The following is a 23646-nucleotide window of genomic DNA, read 5'->3' as shown; positions in this document are numbered from 1 at the left end:
GGTGGACGCCTGTGTCCCCTCGTACGTCGAACGCGTCGAGCGCGTCGAGGGGGCAGCGGGGCGTCTCGGACGAGCGCCCACACTATCGGCTGGCCATGACGACGGCCCGCCGCCTGTGGACAACCCACGGCGCCGGGCCGTTCGTGACGTTTTCGTGTTCGTGCTGAACGCGCGCGCGTGCCCGCGCGTGTAACGGCGTGTACGCGCGTGGACCCGTGCGTGCGCGGCCGTGGCGGTCTTCTCAGACGGCGGCCTTCTTGAGCCTGCGGCGTTCGCGCTCGGACAGGCCGCCCCAGATGCCGAAGCGCTCGTCGTTGGCGAGGGCGTACTCGAGGCACTCGGAGCGGACCTCACAGGCGAGGCAGACCTTCTTGGCCTCTCTGGTGGAGCCGCCCTTCTCGGGGAAGAAGGACTCGGGGTCGGTCTGGGCGCACAGCGCGCGCTCCTGCCAGCCGAGTTCCTCGTCCGCGTCGTCGACCAGCAGTTGCTGCACCAGCTCGGTCATGTGCGCCCCTCGTCTGTCTTTCACGTCCCCGTGCGTAGCCGTTACCGATCCGGCTGAACGACACGAGTGAAATTACAAGTGTGCTGCTCCGGGCGAGTCAAGCCGAGATCTGCTATTGAGCCCGTTATTCACTCTGCGGAACCAAGGCCGTGCGGAAAGTGTTCAAATCGCCATAAACCTCGACACGCAGCCGGACCGACGCGGGGCGGTCGAACCTCGTACAGATCTCTGTACGGGGAAAGACGCCTCCGCGTTCGATCGCGTTCCGCGAGCCCCGAGCGCTCGGATGTGCCCCATGTGTCCCGGCACCCGGGTGAACAAACCTTTCACCTGACAGATGAACCGGATGAGGTGAAACATGTCCCACATACCGGGCACCGAGTTGACAGTGCGGGTGTGAGCCGATGTCCTAGTGGGCATGCTCGCGAACTCGGCACTCACCTCGACCCGCACCGCCGGGTCCCACGGTGCTGCCCGCGCGCGCTGTTGCTGTTGTTGCTGTTCCAGCTGTTGAGCCAAGCCCGCTCCGGCTGTTCCCGAGTCCGTACCGGCTCGGTCGCGTCTCCCCTTCGGTGAACCCTCACCCAGGGCGCCCCGCCCGCCCGTGACCCGGGCGGACCGCACGCGTCGTTCCAGCTTCAGCCCCCCACTCTCCCGCCGAGGACCACCGCACCCCGATGAACAGCGACAACGACCTCCAGATCGCCGGCGACATCCTCGAAGTACCGCACCTGCTCCAGCCGCCGCGCGAACACCCGGTCACCGTGGCCGAGTTCGTGGGTCTCGCCCGCGAGATCGCCGCCGACCGCTCCCAGTGGGCGCACCTCGTCCGCTACGACGCCACCGCCCGCTGGTACCACCGGCTGCGCACCGGGCCGGGCTACGAGGTGTGGCTGCTGTCCTGGGTGCCCGGGCAGGGCAGCGGACGGCACGACCACGGCCGCTCCTCCGGAGTCCTCACCGTCCTGGAGGGCACGCTCACCGAACACACGGAGCGTGGCACGCGCACGCTGGACGCCGGGGCGCAGAAGGTGTTCGCGCCCGGGTACGTCCACGAGGTCGTGAACGACGCGCTGGAGCCGGCGGTCAGCCTGCACGTGTACCACCCCGGCCTGACCGAGATGCCGATGCACACCTCGCCGCGCTGCGAGGCGCGTCCGGTGACTGCCTGACGCGTTGTCGGCCCCGCCTGCAAGACTTGGGGCCATGCGCATTGTGGTTCTGGCAGGCGGCATCGGCGGTGCCCGTTTCCTGCGTGGTCTGAAGCGGGCCGTGCCGGACGCGGACGTCACGGTCATCGGCAACACCGGCGACGACATCCACCTCTTCGGGCTGAAGGTCTGCCCGGACCTGGACACGGTCATGTACACGCTGGGCGGCGGCATCAACGAGGAGCAGGGCTGGGGGCGGGCCGACGAGACCTTCCGCCTGAAGGAGGAGCTGGCCGCCTACGGGGTCGGGCCGGAGTGGTTCGGCCTCGGCGACCGGGACTTCGCCACGCACATCGTGCGGACGCAGATGCTCGGCGCCGGATACCCGCTGAGCGCGGTCACCGAGGCACTGTGCGACCGCTGGAAGCCGGGCGTGAAGCTGATCCCGATGACCGACGACCGCGTCGAGACGCACGTGGCCGTCGAACTGGACGGCGAGCGCAGGGCGGTGCACTTCCAGGAGTACTGGGTGAAGCTGCGCGCCTCCGTCCCGGCGCACGCGGTCGTCCCGGTCGGCGCCGAGCAGGCCAAGCCGGCCCCGGGCGTCCTGGAGGCCATCGCCGAGGCGGACGTCGTCCTCTTCCCGCCGTCCAATCCGGTCGTGTCCATCGGCACGATCCTCGCCGTCCCCGGCGTCCGCGCGGCCGTCGCCGAGGCGGGCGTGCCCGTGATCGGCCTGTCCCCGATCGTCGGGGACGCGCCCGTGCGCGGGATGGCCGACAAGGTGCTCGCCGCGGTCGGCGTGGAGTCCACGGCCGCCGCGGTCGCCGAACACTACGGCTCCGGACTCCTGGACGGCTGGCTGGTCGACACGGTGGACGCCGGCGCGGTCGAGCGGATCGAGGCGGACGGCATCCGCTGCCGGGCCGTACCGCTGATGATGTCCGATCTGGACGCGACCGCGCAGATGGCGCGGGAGGCACTGGCCCTGGCCGAGGAGGTGCGCGGAGCATGAGCGAGAAGCGCCCGCAGTACACCGCCTGGGCCCTGCCGGGCATCCCCGAGGTGCAGCCGGGCGACGACCTCGCCAAGCTGATCGCCGCCGCCGAGCCGGGCCTGGCCGATGGGGACGTGCTGCTCGTCACCTCCAAGATCGTGTCCAAGGCGGAGGGCCGGATCGTCCGGGCGGCCGACCGGGAGGCCGCGATCGACGCCGAGACGGTCCGGGTCGTGGCCCGCCGCGGCACGCTCCGCATCGTCGAGAACCGGCAGGGCCTGGTCATGGCCGCGGCCGGCGTCGACGCCTCCAACACCCCGGCCGGGACCGTGCTGTTGCTGCCCGAGGATCCCGACGCGTCCGCCCGCGCGATCCGCGCCGGCCTGCGCGCCGCCCTCGGCGTCAACGTCGGTGTCGTCGTCACCGACACCTTCGGGCGACCCTGGCGCGCGGGGCTCACGGACGTGGCGATCGGCGCCGCCGGAGTGCGCGTACTGGACGACCTGCGCGGGGGCACGGACGCGTACGGCAACCCGCTCAGCGCCACCGTCGTCGCCACGGCGGACGAGCTGGCCGCCGCGGGAGACCTGGTCAAGGGCAAGGCGGCGGGCCGTCCGGTGGCCGTACTGCGCGGCCTCGCCCACGTGGTGCACCCCGAAACCGGCACGCCCGACGGAGCCGCCGAGGCGCAGCACGGCGGGGCGGGGGAACACGGCGGGGTCGCGGAACGCAATGGGACCTGGAAACCCGGCGAGGGCGCGGAACGCACCGGGGCCGGGGAGTACGGCGAGGGCTCGGAGCGCGGCGGGGCCGGGGAGTACGGCGACGGTGTGAAACGCGGCCAGGCCGGGCGGCCGAGCGGGGCCGTGGTGCGCGACGAGGGTGCGCGGGTGCTGGTGCGCAGAGCGGCCGACGACATGTTCCGGCTCGGCACCTCCGAGGCGGTCCGGGAGGCGGTGACCCAGCGCCGCACCGTGCGGGCCTTCACCGAGGACCCGGTGGACCCCGGCGCCGTCCGCCGCGCGGTGGCCGCAGCGGTGACCGCACCCGCACCGCACCACACCACACCGTGGCGGTTCGTCCTGCTGGAGTCGGAGGAGTCGCGGCTACGGCTGCTCGACGCGATGCGCGACGCCTGGATCGCCGACCTGCGCCGGGACGGCAAGTCCGAGGAGTCCATCGCGAAGCGGATCCGCCGCGGCGACGTACTGCGCAACGCGCCGTACCTGATCGTGCCCTGCCTCGTCATGGACGGTGCGCACACCTACGGGGACGCCCGGCGGGACGGCGCCGAACGGGAGATGTTCGTGGTCGCCATGGGCGCGGGCGTCCAGAACCTGCTGGTCGCGCTCGCCGGGGAGCGGCTCGGCTCGGCGTGGGTGTCGTCCACGATGTTCTGCCGGGACGTGGTCCGCGAGGTGCTGGAGCTGCCGGCGGACTGGGACCCCATGGGCGCGGTGGCGGTCGGCCGCCCGGCGGAGGACCCGCGACCGAGGCCGGGGCGGGACACGGAGACGTTCGTGGCAGTGCGGTGAGAGGTAGTGCGGTGAGAGCGGACCCCGAGAGGGGCGGCCCGGGGGCCGGCCGGAGCGAGCGGGGCCCGGCCAGGGCGAACGGGGCCGGGCCGGGGTGAGCGAGGCCGGGCCAGGGCGAGCGGAGCCGGGGCGAACGGGGCCGGGCCGGGCCGGGGCGAACGGGACCGGCGGCTGCTCGTCCGGGGCACCTGGTCGCCTTGACCGCCTAGTCTCGTAGGACGGCATCGAAACCCCTAGGACTCATCCGTGGCAGGACGTTTTCCCCAGCGGCCCACGCGTACGACCGTGCGCGGCGGGCACGTCGCCGTACCCGCGGGGGCCGCGGCCGGGATACCCCGGCAGGCGGCGGCACCCGCGCGGGTACGGCGATGGGTGCCGGACGGGCCGCTCGACCTCGGGCTGGTTCTCGGTCCACTGCGGCGCGGACCCGGGGACCCGACGTTCCGGGCCACGGCGGACGGCTCCGTGTGGCGTGCCTGCCGTACGCCCGCCGGGCCGGGCACGCTGCGGGTGCGCGTGTACGGCGGTGAGCTGCTCGGCGAGGCGTGGGGGCCGGGGGCCGAGTGGCTGCTGGAGCAGTTGCCGGACCTGCTCGGTGCCGCCGACGATCCCGGGGCGTTCGTACCGCGGCACCGGGTGGTGGCGCTGGCGTGGCACCGGCGGCCGGGGCTGCGGCTGACGCGGACCGGGCTGGTGCTGGAGTCGTTGATCCCGTCGGTGCTGGAGCAGAAGGTCACCGCCGACGAGGCGTACCGGGCGTGGCGGCGGCTCGTACGGAAGTTCGGGGAGCGTGCGCCGGGGCCCGCGGGGGTCGGTGAACGGCCGATGTGGGTGATGCCGGAGCCGCGGACCTGGGCGCTGGTTCCCTCCTGGGAGTGGCACCGGGCCGGGGTCGACGACAAGCGGGCGTCCACGATCCTGCGGGCCGTGCGGGTCGCTGCGCGGCTGGAGCAGGCGGTGGGGATGCCGGCGGCCGAGGCGCGGGCGCGGTTGGAGGTCGTGCCGGGGGTGGGGCCGTGGACGTCGACGGAGGTCGTGCAGCGGAGTCACGGGGCGGCGGACGAGGTGACGGTGGGGGATCTGCACCTGCCGGGGATCGTGGGGTGGGCGTTGGCGGGGGACCGGGACGCCGACGACACGGAGATGCTGCGCTTGCTGGAGCCGTATGCCGGGCAGCGGCATCGGGCGGCTCGGTTGATCCTGCTGAGTGGGAGCGTGCCGGGGCGGAGGGCGCCGAAAATGCGGCGCGTGGACATCGGGTTGCTCTGAGAGCGGGGCGCTTCGCGGAGCAGGCCGGAACGCTCACCGGCGTCCGCCGGGTCCGTGGCGCTTCGCTGAACGACGGGTGGGGACGCTCACCGGCGCCGGCCGGGTGCGCGGCGCTTCGCGGAGCAGCGGGCAGGAACGCTCACCGGCGCCGGCCGGGTGCCGCTGCGCCCACCCGTGCCGCCCCAGCGGCACGACTGCCCGCAGCTAGGTAAGTAGCGGCCGGGGCGTGGGCGCCAGCGGCGTGGCGGCTACTGGTCGGAGGAGAAGCGGACCGCGCCCGCCGGGATGCGGGCGTCGCACCACACACGTACGCCCGCGCGAAGCTCATTGTCGGCGCCCACGATCGCGCCGTCGCCGATGACCGTGCCGGTGAGCACGGAGCGTTCGCCAACGCGGGCGCCGGTGCCGATCAGGGAGTCGGTGATGACGGCGCCGGGTTCGATGACGGCGCCGGGCAGGATGGTCGAGCCGAAGACGCGCGCGCCCTTCGCCACGAACGCGCCCTCACCTACCACCGTGCCGCCGGTCAGCTTGGCGTCCGGCGCCACCGTGGCCGTGGGAAGCACTAGGCGGTCACCGCAGCGGCCCGGGACGGCCGGGGACGGCGCGCGGCCGAGCACCAGGTCGGCGGAGCCGCGGACGAACGCGGCCGGGGTGCCGAGGTCCAGCCAGTAGGTGGAGTCCACCATGCCCTGCAGATGGGCCCCGGCCTCGAGCAGCCCCGGGAACGTCTCCCGTTCGACCGAGACCGGGCGGCCCGCCGGGATGGCGTCGATGACCGAGCGGCGGAAGACGTACGCCCCGGCGTTGATCTGGTCGGTGACGATCTCCTCCGGCGTCTGCGGCTTCTCCAGGAAGGCCAGGACGCGGCCGCTGTCGTCGGTGGGGACGAGACCGTAGGCGCGCGGGTCCGTCACCTTCGTCAGGTGGAGCGACACATCGGCGCCCGTGGACTCGTGGGTGTCGACCAGCGCCCTGATGTCCAGCCCCGTCAGGATGTCGCCGTTGAAGACCAGCACCGGCTCGTCGGGGCCGGAGTGCAGGCGCGAGGCGACGTTGCGGATGGCGCCGCCCGTGCCGAGGGGCTCCTCCTCCGTCACGTACTCCAGGTGCAGGCCCAGCGCGGACCCGTCGCCGAAGTACGGCTCGAAGACCTCGGCCAGATAGCTGGTGGCGAGGACGATGTGCTCGACGCCCGCCGCCCGCGCCCGCGCCAGCTGGTGGGTCAGGAACGGCACCCCGGCGGCCGGGACCATCGGCTTGGGTGTGTGCACCGTGAGCGGCCGCAGCCGGGTGCCTTTGCCGCCGACCAGGAGGATCGCTTCTGTCACCTGTCGTCTCTGCTTCCTGCCGGGACCGGCCGAACCACTGTGGACTCTCGTTTCGGCCGGTCAGTGTATGCAGACCGTGCGACGACGCCTTCGATGGCCGCGCGGTGTCCCGCGAGATCGGCACGCGGTTTCCCCCGACCGCCCCGGAACCGGCCCCCCGGCCGGCTCCGCCCGTCCCCCCGAGCCGTCCCACCCGTCCCCCGACGGCGGTGCACGCGGCCCCCGGCCTCAGCGCCCCTGATAACGCGCCGCGGTGGAACGGACCGTACCCAACTTGGCGTAGATCCGCTTTCCGGGGCACTCGGTGGCAAACCCGTCCCGATGGCCGGAGATCACGTTCAGTCGTACGTTCTTCCCCTTGGGGTAGAGATTGCCACCGCCCGACGTGAGATATGTCTTTCCTTTCGGATCGGCCCCGAAGAGCCCGAGCTTCCACGCGGTGAGTTGGGCGACGGCCTTCACCGCGGCGCTCGACGGCTTGGTCGAGCTGTACGTGCCGATCACGGCGATACCCATGCTGTTGGTGTTGAAGCCGAGCGTGTGCGCGCCGAGCACAGCCTTGGTCACGCCACCGGCGCGCCCCTCGTAGATGGTTCCGCATTTGTCGACGAGGAAGTTGTAGCCGACGTCCCGCCAGCCCATGCTCTTGACGTGGTAGCGGTAGATACTGCGGATGACGGAGGGGGCCTGGGCGCAGGTGTATTTGTTGCCCGATGCCGTGTGGTGGACGAAGGCCGCCTTGACCTTCTTCGTGTAGACGAAGCCGCGTTCGCGCAGTGACTCGTCCGCGCCCCAGCCCCGGCGCGTGACGATCCGCGGACGCGGTCCGATGTACGGCTTCACCCGCGCGGCCCCCTCGAGACGGGCCAGTTCCAGTTCGGTGTCCCGCTGGCTCAGCGCGGGGATCGCGGTGGCGCCGAAGACGGAGATGTCGGAGTTGGCGGCCGAAGCGGCGATCGCTGCTTCCGTGTCCAGCGCGGTAAGGGGCTCGTCGGCCGGCGTGTCCTGCGGCGGCGACTCGCCCGCCGCGGCCCCGGCCGCGCCGGATCCGTCGCCCTTCCCCGCCTCACCGGCCGCGTCGCCCGTGCCGGCCTGCGCCTCGCCGGACCCGTCGTCCTCCTCCGGCTCGTCCCCGGGATCCACCAGCTCCACCCGCAGCCCCGACGGCAGGGCGGACCACGTCTCCCCCGCACCACCGCCTCCGACGCCCGTGCGCCCCGCACCACCGCCCCCGCCGCCCGTGCGCCCCGCACCACCGGTACGCCCCGCGCCGTCCGCGCCGCCCTGCCCCGCCGCACCACTGCCGCTCCCCGCCCGCACCCGTACGTCCACGCCGTCCGACTCGCCCACCCACAGGGGCGCGGTGGCCCCGCGTAGCCGGCGCGACGAGCGCTCCGCCGTGCCGTGGTCGGCACCGTGGTCGGCGTTGTGCGTCTCGACGTCCTGCCAGCCGGACCACTCCCCCGTCGCGGCGGACCGGGTGCGCACCTGTACCTGCCCGTGCAGCTCGGCGTCCGGGTCGTCCCAGACCACACCGACCAGCGCGAAACGGCCGAGGTCCGCGCGGTACAGCCCCTGCTGCGGAGCCACGCCACCGACGCGCTCGCGGGACAGCGGGACCAGCGGGAGGGACCGGGTGCTGCCCGCCACCGCGTCCTCGGCCGCCGCAGGAGCCGCCGGGACGAGCGTGACGACCGCTGCACAGGCGACACCGATCGAGCAGGCCGCGAGCCGGGAGACGCCAGGGGAGGAAGTCAGGAATCCACGCATGTGCATGATCTTTGACATAGTCGTACAAATCTGTCCATCGGGGAACTGACGGCCCGTCGGCAGCCGTTCCGCCGAACCGGTGGCCGCACCGCCCGGTACGCGGGCCCGCCCGCGCGTACCCTTTCCCGGGTGAACGCCACCGATCGCACCCCTGCCGACCTGCTGACTTCCGCGCTCGCCGCGGACCCCGGCCGCCCGCTGGTGACCTTCTACGACGACGCCACGGGCGAGCGCGTCGAACTGTCCGTGGCCACCTTCGCCAATTGGGTGGCCAAGACCGCCAACCTCCTGCAGGGCGACCTGTCCGTGGAGCCCGGTGACCGGGTCGCGCTGCTGCTGCCGGCGCACTGGCAGACGGCGGTGTGGCTGCTGGCCTGTTCCTCGGTGGGTGCGGTCGCCGACGTCGCCGGGGACCCGGCCGCGGCCGACGTCGTCGTCAGCGGGCCGGACTCGCTCGACGCCGCGCTCGCCTGCACCGGTGAGCGAGTGGCCCTGGCGCTGCGGCCGTTGGGCGGGCGTTTCCCGCAGACCCCGGCCGGGTTCGTCGACTACGCCGTGGAGGTGCCGGGGCAGGGCGACCGGTTCGCGCCGTTCGCCCCCGTGGACCCCGAGGGTCCCGCGCTGATCGTCGCCGGGCGGGAGTTCAGCGCGGCGGAGGTGGTCGAGCGGGCGGGGGCGGAGGCATCCGCGCTGGATCTGACGGGACCCGGCTCGAGGCTGCTGTCGGGGCTGTCGTACGACACCTGGGAGGGGCTGAGCGCGGGGTTGTTCTCGCCGCTGGCCGTCGGCGGTTCCGTGGTGCTGTGCCGGAATCTGGAACGGCTGGACGAGGAGGGCCTGGCCAAGCGGATCGAGAGCGAGCGTGTGACCGCGGTGAGGCGGTAGGACCGCCCACACGGCCCACCCCCGGGCGGCCGTCCCGCAGCCACCCGCACGGCAGCCGTCCCACGGACACCCCGGCGGCAGCCGTCCCACGGACACCCCGGCGGCAGCCGTCCCACGGCCACCCCCGCGGCAGCCGTCCCACGGCCACCCCCGGGGGCGGCCGTGGTCCGTGCGGCCGGCCCGCCGGCGGCGGTGCGGCCGGTCCCGCCGTTCACTCCGACGGAGTAACACAGGGCGCCGCCCGGCTCCCGCCCCGCCATGGTCGTAGGAGCAGGACGTGACGCTCGTACGCCATGGAGGGGTGGACCGGACGTGCGCGACACCGCAGGCAACCCCCTGGGCACCGGTGCCGGATCCTCGGCCACCGGGGAAGGGCTCGTACGCCGGCGGCGTCGGCGGTGGGCCAGAGGTACGGCGCTGGCGGCGGCCGGGCTCCTCGTCGTGGCCTCCGGGGCCGGCTGGGCCGTCTACGCCAAACTCAGCGCCAACATCACCGCCGACGAGGCCGCGGCCGCCGAACTCGCCCGGTACGAGCGGGAGCGGCCCACCGCGCTGGTGCGGGACGCACAGAACATCCTGCTGATCGGCTCCGACACCCGGGCCGGGGACGGCAACCGCAAGTACGGCAAGGACCTCGGCAGCGAGCGGTCGGACACGGCGATCCTGCTGCACCTGGCCGCCGACCGGCGCAGCGCCACCGCCGTCTCGCTGCCCCGGGACCTGATGGTGGACATCCCGGACTGCCGGCAGGCGGACGGCAGACGCAGCGACCCGGTGTTCGCGATGTTCAACCACGCCTTCCAGGTGGGCGGTTCGGCGTGCACGATCCGGACCGTCGAGAAGCTGACGGACATCCGCGTCGACCACCACATGGTCGTGGACTTCAGCGGGTTCAAGGAGATGGTGGACGCCGTCGACGGCGTCGAGATCTGCCTGAAGGAGCCCGTCGACGACAAAGCGGCGAAACTGAAGCTGCCCGCGGGAAAGGTCACCCTCGACGGGGAGCAGGCGCTCGGGTACGTGCGGGCGCGCAAGTCGCTCGGCAACGGCAGCGACACCGAACGCATGGAGCGGCAGCAGCGGTTCCTCGGCGCGCTCGTCAACAAGGTGCAGAGCAACGACGTCCTGCTGAACCCGGTGAAGCTGTATCCGGTGCTGGACGCGGCGACCTCCTCGCTGACCACCGATCCGGAACTGGCGAGTCTGGGCGGCTTGTACCAGTTGGTGCGCGGGCTGCGTGACATCCCCACGGAACATGTGCAGTTCCTGACGGTGCCGAGGGAGTCGTACGTCTACGACGCCAACCGTGACCAACTCGTGGAACCCGAGGCCGAGAAGCTGTTCGCCCGGTTGCGGGCCGACCAGCCGGTGGCGGTGACCCGGGACACCCGGGACGTCCGGGAGGACCAGCAGACGGCGGAGAGCCGGGGCACCCAGGAGAATTCACAGGAAGTTCCGGGGAACGACACAGGAGGGGGCGGCACGGGCGAGCCCTCGCCGGCCCCCACGTTCAGCGGGAACACCGCCGCCGAACACACCTGTGAGTAAAGGACACGGTAAGTACGGCGAAGTTCGTTCAGAATATGAGGCGGATTGCCCGGTTGTAGGCACATCGAATTTGTCACCGGCGTCGCTCAAGGCTGAACTGGGCGGATAGTGTGAGCGATCCGGTGCACCTGGCCGCGAGGTCCCACCTGGGGTCGTGCACTGTTTCACCGAGACCCGAGCGCCTTGGAGGGGGAAGGCGCCGCGTGGCCCCGACGGAGGATTCGGACAACCGTGGACGCGCAAGGCCGTGGGCGGGCGGACAACATCGACCCCGCAGACCAGTGGGTACTCAATCCGAACACCGGCGAATACGAACTGCGACTGAGCCCTTCCACAGCGCAGCCGCCGGTACCCGGACCGCGCAGACCGTCCCCCGGGGACGGCGCTCGCGCGTCGGGCGGGCGTGCCCGGCAGACGACCGGGGAGACCCGGCAGACGGTCGGGGAGACCCGGCGGACAGCGGGGGAAGCCCGTCGGACGGCGGGGGCAGCCCGCCGGACGTCCGGGGAGACCCGGCAGGCGGCCGGGGAAGGCCGACAGGCGTCCCGGGCGCGCGGCGCCGACGTGCCGCCGCCGCGCTCGGCCCGGCGCCGGGGCGGCGAGCCGGAGACGGCCCAGGGACGGCGTGCGTCCCGGCGCCCGGTGAAGAAGAAGTCCCGGGCGAAGAAGGTGCTGCTGTGGACCGGCGGGTCCATGGCCTTCGTGCTGGTCGCCGTCACGGCCGCCGGCTACCTGTACATCAAGCACCTGAACGACAACATCACCTCCGTGTCCGACGACGGCGCCGGCACCGGCGGCTTCCGCAAGGACGAGGCGATCAACATCCTGCTGATCGGCACCGACAAGCGCACCGGGAAGGGCAACGAGGGCTACGGCGACTCGGGCAGCGTCGGGCACGCCGACACCACGATCCTGCTGCACCTCTCCAAGGACCGGTCCAACGCCACCGCGCTGAGCATCCCGCGCGACATGATCGTGGACGTCCCGGACTGCCCGACCACGCAGGAGGACGGCAGCCAGAAGGTCATCCCGGGCTCCCGCGGCGCCCGCTTCAACACGAGCCTCGGGCAGGACGACCGCACGCCGAGCTGCACGATGCGCACGGTCACCGCGCTGACCGGGATCACGCCGGACGACTTCATGGTCGCCGACTTCAACGCGGTCAAGACGCTGACCGAGGCGGTCGACGGCGTCGACGTCTGCCTGGCCAAGGACATCGACGACCCGGACTCCCACCTGAAGCTGTCCAAGGGCACGCACAAGATCTCCGGTGAACAGGCGCTCGCGTTCGTGCGCACCCGGCACTCCGTCGGCTTCGGCGGCGACCTGAGCCGGATCGGGCTGCAGCAGCAGTTCCTGGGTGCGCTGATGCGCAAGCTGAAGGGCAACGCCACGCTCACCAGCCCGACCAAGATGCTGAAGCTGGCCGAGGCGGGCACCAAGGCGCTGACCGTGGACGACAAGCTCGACGACATCGGCAAGCTGAAGGACCTCGGTCTGGAGCTGGGCAAGCTCAACCCGAAGAACCTGACCTTCACGACGGTGCCGGTCAAGGACAACCCGGCGGAGAAGGTCAAGGCCACCGTGGTCCTGGACGAGGCGAAGGCGCCCGCGGTCTTCGACGCCATCCGGAACGACGTCTCCTTCAGTGAGGTGAAGAAGAGGCAGAAGGCGGCGAAGGACGCCCAGGCCGCCCGGCTGAAGGGCCCCCAGGCACCGGCCTCCGAGGTGCGGGTGCGCATCCTCAATGGCGGGGCCGCGTCCGGCAGCGCGCAGGGGGAGCTGAACTGGCTGCAGAACAACCAGGGCGTGACCAAGTCGGAGAACGACGGCAACGCGCCGGCCGAACTGGCCAGGACCACGTTGGAGTACGCGCCCGACCAGGCGGCCCAGGCCCGTCGGCTGGCCGCGATCATGGGCCTGTCCGGGGCCGCGCTGAAACCGGGCAAGAGCGTGACGAACTCCCAGGGGCTGCCGGCGATGACGCTGACCCTGGGCAAGGACTTCAAGGGAGCGGGGATCTCCCTGAAGGCTCCGGCGAAGGCGCCGGACGTCGACAAGTCCACGGCAGACAAGGTGAAGTGCGCCTCGTAGGTAACCCGACGGGCCCGTCGTGCGTCTAACCGGACGCGGGACGGGGCTCGTAGGTAACCCGACGGGCCCGTCGTGCGTCTAACCGGACGCGGGACGGGCCCGTTGCTTGGCGCAAGGGTGGGGAGGGCAGGAGTTTGGCGCAGAGCGAGGTGCGCGGGGAGGCACCGGCGGTCGAGGACACGATGTCCCTCACGCCGAAGGTTTCGGAGCCGCCGACGCGTTCCGGCGGGCGTGCGGGCCGGCGCGGCGGCGCACGGCGGGCAGGCGGTGCGAAGACCGACCGGCGGCGGCGCAGACGGCGCGCGTTGCGCTGGTCGGCGACCGTGCTGGCGGTGGTGATACTGGGCACCGCGGGCGCCGGATACCTGTACTACCAGCATCTCAACGGCAACATCCAGAAGGGTGCGCGCGCCAACGGCGACGACTCCAAGGCGCACCGGACCGCGCCGAACGCGGCCGGCCAGACCCCGCTGAACATCCTGCTGATCGGCTCCGACAGCCGGAACTCCAAGGAGAACCTGAAGCTCGGCGGCAGCAGGGACCACGTCGGCGACCCGCCGCTGGCGGACGTGCAGATGCTCATCCACCTCTCGGCGGACCGCAAGAGCGCCGCCATGGTCAGCATCCCCCGGGACACCCGGGTGCACATCCCCGAGTGCAAGGACCCCGAGACCGGCAAGACGTATCCGCAGACGAACGACATCATCAACGTCACCCTGGCCCGCGGCGGAGCCGGCTGCACCCTGCTCACCTGGGAGAACCTCACCGGGGTCTACATCGACCACTGGATGACGATCGACTTCGCGGGCGTGGTGCGCATGGCGGACGCCATCGGCGGCGTGGACGTCTGCGTGAACCAGAACGTGTGGGACCACCCGACGCCCAGCGTGCCCGGCGGCTCGGGGCTGAAGCTGAAGAAGGGCACCACCAACGTGAAGGGCGAGCAGGCGCTGCAGTGGCTGCGCACCCGGCACGCCTGGGGCGACGACCTGATGCGGGCCCGCGCCCAGCACATGTACCTGAACTCGATGATCCGTACGCTGAAGAAGCAGAACGTGTTCACCGACACCGGCCGGCTGATGGACCTGGCCGAGGCGGCCACCAAGTCGCTGAAGGTGTCCGAGGAGATCGGCACCGTCAAGAAGCTCTACGACCTGGGCATGCAGATGAAGTCGGTGCCGGCGGACCGCATCACCTCGGTGACCATGCCCAACGTCAAGGACCCGCAGAACGGCAACCACGTCGTGCCGGACGAGGCCAACGCCGACAAGATGTGGCAGATGCTCCAGGACGACGTGCCGTTCGACAAGAACGGCGGGAAGCCGGGGGCGAAGAAGGACGCGGGCAAGGACAAGCCGGCCAAGAAGCCCTCGCTCGACCCGGCCCGGCTCGGGGTGCTGGTGCAGAACGCCACCCGCACTTCCACCGAGGCCGCGGTGCCGCAGCGGGCGTCGGCGGTCGGGCAGGTCCTCCTGCAGAAGGGCTACGCCCGGGCGCAGGCCGACACCTCGGGGAGCCTGGCCGAGGACAAGACGGTGGTGCGGTACCCGAGCGCGGACCTGGCGGGTGACGCCCAGGCCGTCGCCGAGGCGCTGGGCATCCCGATGAGCCAGGTGCAGCAGTCGACCGGTGTCTCGGGGGTCACGCTCGTGGTCGGCGCGGACTGGCGCACCGGCGCGAAGTACCCGAAGAAGTCCGAGCCGAAGGCCGGCGACCTGCCCGCCAACGCCGACGCCGTCAACGGCTCGGACACCACGAAGTGCATGGACGTGTACAGCGTCTACCGGTGGTAGTCCGGTAGCCCGCACGGAAAGGGCCCCTCCTCGCGTCGAGGAGGGGCCCTTCGGGCTTCCGCGGGCGGAGTCAACGCCCGTTCTCCGTCAGGCGGCGCCCGTGACCGTCACCGTCAGACGGCGCCCTTGACCGTCACCGTCAGACGGCGCCCGTGACCTTCACCGTCAGACGGCGCCCTTGACCTTCATCGTCAGGCGGCGTCCGTGACCTTCATCGTCAGGCGGCGTCCGTGACCGCCGGCCGGCGGGAGGCGATGACCCGCTTCGCCAGCGACTTCGGGCTGGTCAGGAAGCCCCAGCCCCAGGACATGTGCATGGTGGTGAGGGCCACCGGTATCCGCAGTCGCGCCTTCAGCGGCAGGCCCTTCCCGGCCGGGACGGAGCCCGCGACGATCGCGGCCAGGTAGCCGCCCGGGACCACCAGGCCCCACGGGGTCAGCACCGCGCCGACGACGAGCCCCGCCGCCATCGCGCACACCGCCGTCGGCGGGGCGAGGTAGCGCAGGTTGATGGAGCCGGAGTGGTAGCGGGCGACGACGTGCCGCCAGCGGCCGTAGTCCTTGTACTGCTTGGCGAGGGCCCGCACGCTCGGCCGCGGCCGGTACGACACCTTCAGCTCCGGCGAGAACCAGATGAGCCCGCCGGCCTCCCGGATCCGGAAGTTCAGCTCCCAGTCCTGGGCGCGGATGAACTCCTCGTTGTAGCCGCCCTGCTGCTCCAGCGCCTCCCGGCGGAAGACGCCCAGGTAGACCGTCTCGGCGGGGCCGGCCTGACCGCCGGTGTGGAAGGCCGCGTTGCCGACGCCGATCTTGGAGGTCATCGCGGCGGCCACCGCGTGTTCCCAGTCGTTCTCGCCCTCGGCGTGCATGATGCCGCCGACGTTCTGCGCGCCGGTCTCCTCCAGGAGCCGGACGGCGGTCGCGATGTAGTTCGGCGACAGCATGCCGTGACCGTCGACGCGGACCACGACGGGGTGCCGGGACGCCTTGATGGCCGCGTTCAGCGCGGCGGGCGTGCGGCCGGTCGGGTTGGGGACGGTGTGCACGCGCGGGTCTTCACGGACCAGCTCGGCGGCGATCTCGTCCGTGCGGTCCGTGGACGGACCGAGGGCGATCACGACCTCCATCTCGCCGGCGTACTCCTGCGCGAGGATCGCTTGGACGGCCCCGCGCAGATGCCGTTCCTCATTGAGGACGGGCATGATCACGGATACAGCGGGGAGCCGCACGTCGGGCTTGGCGTTCATAGGGGCCTCACGTTACCGCGAACGGGGGACACGGGTGCGCGCCGCCAGGCCTGCGGCGCGGGCTGGAGATCGTATCGGCCTACTGTGCTCACGGATCCCACGTACGGCCTCGTCCGGAGGTGTCCTCCTTGCCCAGCCCGCCTCGGTCTCCCTCCCCCACTGCCAGAAGCGTGGGAGGAGCCCCCAGTCCGCAGCGCCGTCCGCAGCCGCCCCGCCGAGTGCCGCGTCCGCCCGCGCGGCCCGTGCGGTCCGTCCGGCCGCCGCGCCGGCCACGCTGGGCCATGCGGGCGGTCACCACCCTGTCGGTCGTGGTGCTCGCCTCCGCCGGGATCGGGCACGCGGTCGTCAGCAGTCTGGACGCGGGCATCACCAGGGTCGACGCCTTCAAGGACATGAAGAACCGGCCCGTGGCCGGCCACGGCATGAACGTCCTGCTGGTCGGCACCGACGGACGCGACGAGATCAGCGAGCAGGACCGGCGCACCTACCGGCTGGGCGGGCAGCCCTGCCACTGCACCGACACGATGATGATCGTGCACATCGCGGAGGACCGGGACCGGGCCAGCGTGGTGAGCCTGCCGCGCGACTCGTACGCCGAGATGCCCGCACACGTCGACCAGAACTCCGGCCGGCGGCACGGCCCGCACCCGGTCAAGCTCAACGCGGCCTACGCCGAGGGCGGGCCCCAGCTGACCATCCGCACGGTCGAGAACATGACCCATGTGAAGATCGACCACTATCTCGAGGTCGACTTCACCAGCTTCATGAAGACCGTCGACGTGCTCGGCGGGGTGACGGTGTGCACACCGACACCGCTGAAGGACCGGTACACCGGGCTCGACCTCGCGCCCGGCACGCACACCCTCAAGGGCGGCCAGGCGCTGCAGTACGTGCGTGCCCGGCACCTCGACGGAGCCAGCGACCTGGGCCGGATGAAGCGGCAGCAGCGGTTCCTGGCCGCGCTGATCGAGAAGGCGACCTCCTCGGGGGTGCTGCTGAACCCGATGCGGTTCCGGGACGTCACCCGGGCGGTGCTCGGCTCGGTCCGGGCCGACGCGGGCTTCGGGACCGACGAGCTGCTCGACCTCGGACGCGCGATGCGGACCTTCTCGCCGTCGTCCTCCGAGTTCGCCACCGTCCCCGTAGGGCAGATGAACTACCAGGTCAAGGGCATCGGCTCGACCCTGAAGTGGGACCAGACGAGGGCGGCAGGACTCTTCCAGGCGCTGCGCGACGACAAGCCGCTCACCGAGGACCGCCCGCGCCGCGCCCCGGCAGCGGTGCCGGTGGAGGTGGCCCCGGACCAGATCCGGGTCCAGGTGGAGAACGGCAGCGGCACGGCGGGGCTGGCCAAGCGGCTCGACGCGGCGCTCGCCGCGACCGGCTTCGCCACCACGCACCAGCCGACGACCGCCCCCGTCCGGGTCGCGCACACGGTGATCTCCTACGACCCCCGCTGGGACCGCTCCGCCCGTTCCCTGGCGGCGGCCCTCCCGGGCAGCGAACTGCGCGCGGTGCCGGGCCAGGGGCCGCTGCTGAGGGTGACCGCCGGGCCCGGCCTCAAGGACGTCAAGAAGGTGCGCTTCGAGGATCCGGCGCAGCCGGAGCAGAGCGCGGTGCGGGGCAACGAGGTGGTCTGCTCGGAGACCGCGTGAGAAGTGGTCTGTTCGGAGACCGTGTGAGAACTGGTCTGCTCGGAGACCGCGTGAGAAGACGCACCGGCCGGCCCGGGCCCCCCTCCCCCGGTCCTGTCAGTCCTCGAACCCCTCCGCGATCCGCTTCTCGCGCAGCTCGCGGATGGCCCGGCGGCGGGCCAGCCGGTGGGTGCGGCGGATCTGCGCCTCCTGGTAGCGGCGGCGGTCACGGTCGGTCTCCGGGACCACCGGCGGCACACGGCGCGGCTTGCCGTCGGCGTCCACCGCCGCGAACACCAGATAGGCGGAGCCGACCTGGGTGGCCGGGGCCGACTCGTTCCAGCGCTCGGCGAGCACCCGGACGCCGACCTCCATGGAGGTCCGTCCGGTCCAGTTCACCTGCGCCTTGACGTGGACCAGGTCACCGACGCGGACCGGCTCCAGGAACGCCATCTCGTCCATGGAGGCGGTGACGGCAGGGCCGCCGGAGTGCCGCCCGGCCACCGCGCCCGCCGCGTCGTCGACCAGCTTCATGATCACCCCGCCGTGCACCGTGCCCAGCAGGTTGGTGTCGTTGTGGGTCATGATGTGGCTGAGAGTGGTGCGCGAGGCGGACGTGGGCTTGCCCGGGATGTCCGGCTCCATGTCCGGATCCATGTCCGTGGCCTGATCTGTCATGCCCCCCACCTTATGCCGTGGTGACAATCACGGAATTTGTGTCGGCTTCGCAACAGCGGCGCTCTGATTTTCCGACACCCCTTGTAAGGCCCACCGCGCTGCCCTGCACACTGGGGCGCATGAATGACTGGCCCGAGGGATGGTCCGACAACAACCGCGATCCGCGCTACGGACGCGGCAGTGCCGGCGCACAGCCGGAGGGGGCGCGTGTGATGCGCCAGGTGCGGCGCGGCCCGGCGGTTCCGCCCGGACCGCGCTCGGCGTACGGTGACCCCGGCCCGGCGGCCCCTCCGTACGGGGCCGGTGTGCCGCAGCAGCCGTCGTACGTCGACGGGCGGGGCCACGACGACGGTGCCGGTTACGACGACTACGACAGCGGCTACAACACCGGACAGGTCTACGGCGCCCCCGGCGGCCGGGGTCCGGGCGGCCCGGCTGGTGCGCCGGGCCGTGGCACGCGTCCCGCGCCGAACTGGCGGCGCCGGATAAAGTGGACGGCCATCACCCTGGCGACGGTGCTGGTCGTCACCTCGGTCGCGACCTACTTCTGGGCCGACTCCAAGCTGCGCCGCGAGGTGGACCTCTCCACGGTCATCGACCGGCCGGAGGCGGGTGAGGGTACGAACTACCTGATCGTCGGTTCGGACAGCCGCGAGGGCATGTCCAAGGAGGACGAGAAGAAGCTCCACACCGGCGGCGCCGAGGGCAAGCGCACGGACTCGATGATGATCCTGCACGTCGGCGACAGCGGCGACACGCTGATCTCGCTGCCGCGTGACTCGAACGTCACCATCCCGACGTTCCGCGGCTCGGAGTCCGGCAAGGTCAAGGGCCCGCTGGGCCAGAACAAGCTGAACGCGGCGTACGCGTTCGACGGCCCGACCCTGCTGGTCCGCACGGTCGAGTACAACACCGGTCTGCACATCGACCACTACGTCGAGATCGGCTTCCAGGGCTTCGCCAACATCGTGGACGCGGTGGGCGGCGTCGACATCGACATCGACAAGGGTTTCAAGGACAAGTGGTCCGGCGCCGACTTCAAGGCCGGTAAGCAGACCCTGAACGGCCAGCAGGCCCTCGCCTTCGTCCGCACCCGGCACGCGTTCGCCGCGTCCGACCTGCAGCGCACCAAGAACCAGCAGAAGTTCCTGGCCGCCCTGGCCCACCAGGTGGCGACCCCCTCGACGGTCCTCAACCCGTTCAAGTTCTACCCGACCATGGGCGCCGGCCTGGACTCCCTGATCGTCGACAAGGACATGTCCCTGTGGGACCTGGCCTCGATGTTCTGGGCGATGAAGGGCGTCAGCGGCGGTGACGGCAAGTCCATGAACATGCCGATCTCCGGCTCCGCCGGCGGCAACCTCGTCTGGGACAAGGCGAAGGTGAAGACCCTGGTGAACGAGCTGAACAACGACGAGCCCGTGACGGTGACCAGCGGCAACTGACGGTCGCCGCGGTCACGGCCGAGGGCACCCGCGAGGGTGCCCTCGGCCGTTTCCGGCAGGGCCGGACTCACATGGCCGCGCCCGCCATCGCCCGGCAGGTCTCCGCGCAGCGGCGACACGCCTCGGCGCAGCGCATCATCATCTGGTCGTCCGGCATGGACATACACGCCTCCGCGCACATCTGACAGACCTTGGCGCAGAGCATGCACATGTCGCCGGCCATCGGGGAGCGCCGCATCATCATGTCGGCGCACATGCGGGTCGTCTCGGAGCAGTCCATGACGGCGCGCATGACCTGCATCTGTGCCTGGCCGCCCTGCTGCATGCAGGAGCTCATGGTCTCCTCGCAGATGTTGTGGCAGTCCATGCAGGCCTCGATGCAGTCCTGCATCTGCTGGGTGAGGGCAGGCATCATTCCGGACTGGGTCATGGCTCCTCCTCGGAGGCGATGGGACCCGGGGCGGGCCCCGTGTGCTTCCGTCCTACGTCCCGGAGTGCCGCCCCGCATGTCGGCCTACGGCTTCCGGACCACCCCGGACAGCGAAGAAGGCGCCCCGAAGGACGCCTTCCGAGAGCCGCGGGAGCGCGGTGCCTTACGGCAGGTTGCGCGCCATGACGATCCGCTGAACTTGATTCGTGCCCTCATAAATCTGAGTGCTTTACAGGTCATACGGCTCTGACCTGCATGAACACCCCTCACAGAAAGGGCCTCCCCAGCATTTCCCCATGATCGTCAACAGTCTGCGCAGGCAGGAGTCGCGCTGGAGGCACCACCAATCGCGCAGTAGACGAGCAGGCTCGGCGCCCTTCGAGGCTGTGTCATGCCCACCTGCTGCTTCTGCCCATCCCCGGCCCCTGTTGGTCATGCGTTGGTCACGTGTCCAACCGGTCCAGCTCAGGGGAGGCGTGCTTCGTTGAGAGGAGTGCTCTGGGCGCCTCAGTGGCAACCAGCATCTGAGGTGACTCGGCCCCTCCCCGCACGGGGGCCGGATCCCACAGGTGATGACGCAGGGCTACTGAGAGACCTGCTTCGTAGCCTCGATGAACCGGCTCCAGGAAGCCGGATTGAGACTCAGGTGACCAAATTCCCGCCGCTTGGTGTCTCGCACCATGACACGAGCGGGGTCGTTGTCTGCGACTTCGACGCAGCTGTCAGATTTCGTGTAGGAACTCGTGCGCCAATTCGGGTTCATGGCCAAGGTCCCGCCTCCTAATCGGTCGACATCCTGTCGTAGTGATGAATTGCAGCGAAAATGAGGTCTCGTACAGCGGTTCCGTAGACAGCTGACTGTTTCAATAGGGCGAATGCTTTAGCGTATAGCTCGATTTCTCGTGGCTGTGTGACGGAAAATTCCGCCGAGAAGGTCTCAACTAGTACGAGCTTGTCATCGAACATCGAGAAGGAGTTGCCAGGCCAGATGCGGAGGGGCGCAGACCTGGGAACGATGCCTAGGCTCATCCTGGCCAGCCCCATGACCGACAACAAGCGGTCGAGTTGCCCCTTCATCACCTCCTTCCCTCCAAAGTTGCTGTACAGCGCCTGCTCGCCGAGCAAAACGTTAAAGATTCGATCGCCTCGGTATAGGTACTGCTGACGTTCAAGCCGCTTAGCCGTGGCGGCTTCGGTGTCGTCGGGAATCTCGTAATAGTTGACGACCTGCTTGAAGGTCTCTGCGGCGTACTCAGAGGTTTGGAGCGTCCCCCATACGAGCGTCGGATGCCAGATTCGAAATACCTTAGTTTTTGAGTAGACCGGTATTGCGGCCTGCTGTCTCTTCTCTGCCCCAGTCGCCAACTGCCGGCGCCACTCAAGCCACAGCTCGTCAATGTGCCGGACCGTGGCAATCAGGTCTTCGATCTGCTCGGATCTGTTGGTCGTCGTGCACCAGACGCGGATGTCGTCCTCGCTGGCGTTCTGCTTCCCGTTCTCGATCCGGGAGACCTTCGACTCCTGCCATCCTGTGGCCAGCGCGAATGCCCGGCCGCTCGCGAAGCCCGCATCCTTGCGGAACCCGCGAAGCCGGGCACCCAACGCCTCTCGTGCTTCTTGTGCTTGGTTGCTCACTGATGGGTCAGGGCTTGTACTCGGCGTGAGGGATGGCGACAGCCCAGAGCAGGTCTCGCAGACGGATGCACTCGGCCACGGTGTCAGGGTCTTCCACGATCTCTGACCCGAGAACTCGGCCTTCAGGATCGAAGTGCCCCACGGCAAGAAGGCGATCGTCGTACAGCCACCAGTCGTTCCCTCCCACGGGGAAGGCAACCCCTTCCGGCAGCCGGTGCCTCGGAAGCCATCGGATGTCCTCGCCCATCTCGATGTTGAGGTGCGTGAGCGAGTGCTCCCAAGTGACGTACCGGCTGTGGGGCTCTGTGACCACGCGAACGCGACGGACCGTCTTGCCCTCACCCGTGACGCGCTTCATCAACCTCGTCCAGTCATCGAGCCATGAGTAGTCGTCGGGTTCGCCACGCTTCCATCGGGCGTACGGCGTGTCCTCGATGGGAGACCCGTAGTCGTCTCGCAGCTCCAGATGGAAGGCATCACGCTCGAACTGGTTGAACAGCTCGTCACGCTGCGCGGGGCTGATCAGGTCCACCGTCTTCCTCCAGTAGGGCCGTGATCGAGGACTTGGGGACCTCGATGCAGGTCTCATAGTCGGGCATGCGCATCTGGCTCAGGGCTTCAGCGTCGTGCATTTCCGGGCCTTGAACGACGCAGGTCCCCTGTTCAGTGACGATCTTGATCGGGTCGCTGTACTTCTTGATCTCGCCAGTGGGGAGTCCGTCCTTGGTCAGGTGCTCGAACAGCTCGGTCGGCACCTCGATGACGGTCTGACCGTCCGGCACATCGAGACGCATGAGGAGTTCGTTCGCATACACCTTCCAGCCTTGGATGACGTAGGTGTCCTGGTCGCTGGCGTACAGGGTGGGGCTGTCTCCCGGGGTGGAGTTCTTCCCAAGGAACCGTAGCTGCATGGTTGCTCTCCCGTCCGCTTCCTTGCGCCGGATTGCGCGACAAGACGATGGTCGCGAGGTCGTTCGAGCCCGTCAATCGGCTTGCTGCAAACTGGCGCAATCTCCTTGGGACTTGGGCACCAGCCGCTCTACGTTCGTCTTCGGACCCAACCTGCTGAGGCAGCGCCGAGGGGAGAATCGTGGTGGCCAGCGTGATCCGAGAGCCTGAGACGACCAGAGAACACCTCGAAGTTGACTGGTTCAGGGACACCATCACCGTGATTCAGCTCATGGACCTCTCCCGGTCGACACGAGCGGACATCGACGCTCGGACGAACGAGTGCATCCAGCACCTGGAAGAACTGTTGGCCGTAGACCTGGGCGCGGACCAGGACGACGAGGTGATGGAGCTGTTCCGCCGGGCTTACAGGCACCTGGACCTGTCCAGCCGTCCGACGCCGGCCACCCCCGCCTACGAGGCATTTGCCTATATGCGAGACACGGCGACTGTCACCTTCGAACTGCTGAAGGTCTACGTGACGAAGAACGAGGGCCAGGACCAGTGAGCGTCAAAGCCGTACTCCGCTTCGTGAAGTACGAGATCACACGAGACCCCGACGGAGAGAGGACCTGGCGGGCCCGCTGCGTCTCGGGTGACGAAGAGGAGTGCGGCGCCGAATCCATGGTGCTCGGGAGCGAACAGGCCCCAACCGACTGGATGGCTGAGCACGCCAAGGAAACGGGCCACACACGCTTCGAGCGCACCTACAAGGATTACGCCCTGGTGGAGAAGGCGGAGTAGTGGCAAGC

The 23646-nt window shown here is 70.4% G+C and carries 22 protein-coding genes; 12 read left to right on the top strand and 10 right to left on the bottom strand.

Translation table 11 applies throughout. The features are described 5' to 3' along the window. Nucleotides 1–241 precede the first annotated feature (241 nt). Nucleotides 242–505 carry a WhiB family transcriptional regulator gene (locus tag JK359_RS09590; RefSeq protein WP_003975777.1) on the bottom strand — a complete coding sequence of 88 codons (264 nt, stop codon included), beginning with the start codon at nucleotides 503–505 and terminating at the stop codon, nucleotides 242–244. A 677-nt stretch (nucleotides 506–1182) separates the two neighbouring features. Here JK359_RS09590 and JK359_RS09585 point away from each other — a divergent pair. From JK359_RS09585 to JK359_RS09570, 4 genes are all read left to right on the top strand, one after another. Continuing rightward, nucleotides 1183–1677 carry a cysteine dioxygenase gene (locus JK359_RS09585; RefSeq protein ID WP_201833924.1) on the top strand — a complete coding sequence of 165 codons (495 nt, stop codon included), beginning with the start codon at nucleotides 1183–1185 and terminating at the stop codon, nucleotides 1675–1677. A 34-nt stretch (nucleotides 1678–1711) separates the two neighbouring features. Continuing rightward, nucleotides 1712–2671, top strand: coding sequence for a 2-phospho-L-lactate transferase (gene cofD / locus JK359_RS09580; RefSeq protein WP_201833922.1), 960 nt, complete (start codon nucleotides 1712–1714; stop codon nucleotides 2669–2671). After that, nucleotides 2668–4188, top strand: a complete 1521-nt coding sequence (locus tag JK359_RS09575) for a coenzyme F420-0:L-glutamate ligase (protein ID WP_201833920.1) — start codon at nucleotides 2668–2670, stop codon at nucleotides 4186–4188. The genes cofD and JK359_RS09575 overlap by 4 nt, the downstream gene beginning before the upstream one ends. A gap of 246 nt (nucleotides 4189–4434) precedes the next feature. Then, nucleotides 4435–5457, top strand: coding sequence for a DNA-3-methyladenine glycosylase family protein (locus JK359_RS09570; protein WP_201833918.1), 1023 nt, complete (start codon nucleotides 4435–4437; stop codon nucleotides 5455–5457). Between the two features lie 248 nt (nucleotides 5458–5705). Here the strand turns inward: JK359_RS09570 and manB are convergent, their stop codons facing one another. Together manB and JK359_RS09560 are read right to left on the bottom strand one after the other, a co-directional pair. After that, a complete protein-coding gene (manB, locus tag JK359_RS09565) occupies nucleotides 5706–6788 on the bottom strand; it encodes a mannose-1-phosphate guanylyltransferase (RefSeq protein ID WP_201833916.1) in 1083 nt (360 codons plus the stop codon). A 228-nt stretch (nucleotides 6789–7016) separates the two neighbouring features. After that, nucleotides 7017–8576: a peptidoglycan recognition protein family protein gene (locus JK359_RS09560; protein WP_201833914.1), complete on the bottom strand. Its 1560-nt coding sequence runs from the start codon at nucleotides 8574–8576 to the stop codon at nucleotides 7017–7019. Nucleotides 8577–8687: 111 nt separating this feature from the next. On the opposite strand from JK359_RS09560, the gene JK359_RS09555 reads away from it, so the two are divergent. The 4 genes from JK359_RS09555 to JK359_RS09540 all read left to right on the top strand — a co-directional run bounded on the left by JK359_RS09555 (nucleotide 8688) and on the right by JK359_RS09540 (nucleotide 14878). Further along, the gene (locus JK359_RS09555; protein WP_201833912.1) at nucleotides 8688–9443 is read left to right on the top strand and encodes a TIGR03089 family protein; all 756 of its coding nucleotides are present in this window, start codon (nucleotides 8688–8690) and stop codon (nucleotides 9441–9443) included. A 312-nt stretch (nucleotides 9444–9755) separates the two neighbouring features. Further along, a complete protein-coding gene (locus tag JK359_RS09550; RefSeq protein ID WP_307788026.1) occupies nucleotides 9756–10991 on the top strand; it encodes an LCP family protein in 1236 nt (411 codons plus the stop codon). Between the two features lie 231 nt (nucleotides 10992–11222). Beyond that, complete coding sequence (locus JK359_RS09545) at nucleotides 11223–13085, top strand: LCP family protein (RefSeq protein WP_201833909.1); 1863 nt, start codon at nucleotides 11223–11225, stop codon at nucleotides 13083–13085. Between the two features lie 134 nt (nucleotides 13086–13219). Next, a complete protein-coding gene (locus JK359_RS09540; RefSeq protein ID WP_236677487.1) occupies nucleotides 13220–14878 on the top strand; it encodes an LCP family protein in 1659 nt (552 codons plus the stop codon). 217 nt (nucleotides 14879–15095) lie between these two features. Here JK359_RS09540 and JK359_RS09535 read toward each other — a convergent pair whose 3' ends face one another. Then, nucleotides 15096–16124 carry a glycosyltransferase family 2 protein gene (locus JK359_RS09535; RefSeq protein WP_201833907.1) on the bottom strand — a complete coding sequence of 343 codons (1029 nt, stop codon included), beginning with the start codon at nucleotides 16122–16124 and terminating at the stop codon, nucleotides 15096–15098. Between the two features lie 128 nt (nucleotides 16125–16252). Between JK359_RS09535 and JK359_RS09530 the strand changes: the two genes are divergently transcribed. Then, a complete protein-coding gene (locus JK359_RS09530; protein ID WP_443729077.1) occupies nucleotides 16253–17779 on the top strand; it encodes an LCP family protein in 1527 nt (508 codons plus the stop codon). A 96-nt stretch (nucleotides 17780–17875) separates the two neighbouring features. Here the strand turns inward: JK359_RS09530 and JK359_RS09525 are convergent, their stop codons facing one another. Next, on the bottom strand, nucleotides 17876–18436 hold the full coding sequence (locus tag JK359_RS09525) for an acyl-CoA thioesterase (protein ID WP_236677486.1): 561 nt from the start codon (nucleotides 18434–18436) through the stop codon (nucleotides 17876–17878). Between the two features lie 119 nt (nucleotides 18437–18555). On the opposite strand from JK359_RS09525, the gene JK359_RS09520 reads away from it, so the two are divergent. Further along, nucleotides 18556–19881 (top strand): LCP family protein, encoded by a 1326-nt coding sequence (locus JK359_RS09520; protein ID WP_201833901.1) that lies wholly within the window; start codon nucleotides 18556–18558, stop codon nucleotides 19879–19881. Between the two features lie 67 nt (nucleotides 19882–19948). Here JK359_RS09520 and JK359_RS09515 read toward each other — a convergent pair whose 3' ends face one another. The 5 genes from JK359_RS09515 to JK359_RS09495 all read right to left on the bottom strand — a co-directional run bounded on the left by JK359_RS09515 (nucleotide 19949) and on the right by JK359_RS09495 (nucleotide 22857). Further along, a complete protein-coding gene (locus JK359_RS09515; protein WP_201833899.1) occupies nucleotides 19949–20311 on the bottom strand; it encodes a four-helix bundle copper-binding protein in 363 nt (120 codons plus the stop codon). 583 nt (nucleotides 20312–20894) lie between these two features. Beyond that, nucleotides 20895–21074 carry a DUF397 domain-containing protein gene (locus tag JK359_RS09510; RefSeq protein WP_201834000.1) on the bottom strand — a complete coding sequence of 60 codons (180 nt, stop codon included), beginning with the start codon at nucleotides 21072–21074 and terminating at the stop codon, nucleotides 20895–20897. Between the two features lie 17 nt (nucleotides 21075–21091). After that, complete coding sequence (locus tag JK359_RS09505) at nucleotides 21092–21946, bottom strand: helix-turn-helix domain-containing protein (RefSeq protein ID WP_201833897.1); 855 nt, start codon at nucleotides 21944–21946, stop codon at nucleotides 21092–21094. Nucleotides 21947–21953: 7 nt separating this feature from the next. Then, nucleotides 21954–22478, bottom strand: coding sequence for a DUF6879 family protein (locus tag JK359_RS09500; protein ID WP_201833896.1), 525 nt, complete (start codon nucleotides 22476–22478; stop codon nucleotides 21954–21956). Continuing rightward, nucleotides 22450–22857 (bottom strand): hypothetical protein, encoded by a 408-nt coding sequence (locus JK359_RS09495; protein WP_201833894.1) that lies wholly within the window; start codon nucleotides 22855–22857, stop codon nucleotides 22450–22452. Before JK359_RS09495 ends, JK359_RS09500 begins: the two co-directional genes overlap by 29 nt. A 182-nt stretch (nucleotides 22858–23039) precedes the next feature. Between JK359_RS09495 and JK359_RS09490 the strand changes: the two genes are divergently transcribed. Together JK359_RS09490 and JK359_RS09485 are read left to right on the top strand one after the other, a co-directional pair. Next, nucleotides 23040–23402, top strand: a complete 363-nt coding sequence (locus JK359_RS09490) for a hypothetical protein (protein WP_201833892.1) — start codon at nucleotides 23040–23042, stop codon at nucleotides 23400–23402. Continuing rightward, nucleotides 23399–23638 (top strand): DUF7848 domain-containing protein, encoded by a 240-nt coding sequence (locus JK359_RS09485; protein ID WP_201833891.1) that lies wholly within the window; start codon nucleotides 23399–23401, stop codon nucleotides 23636–23638. Before JK359_RS09490 ends, JK359_RS09485 begins: the two co-directional genes overlap by 4 nt. Nucleotides 23639–23646: the final 8 nt, after the last annotated feature.

This window comes from Streptomyces actinomycinicus (genome assembly GCF_016741775.1).
GTDB lineage: Bacteria > Actinomycetota > Actinomycetes > Streptomycetales > Streptomycetaceae > Streptomyces > Streptomyces actinomycinicus.
The sequence above is the reverse complement of the archived record's forward strand: the minus strand, read 5'-3'. Positions and strand labels throughout refer to the sequence as shown.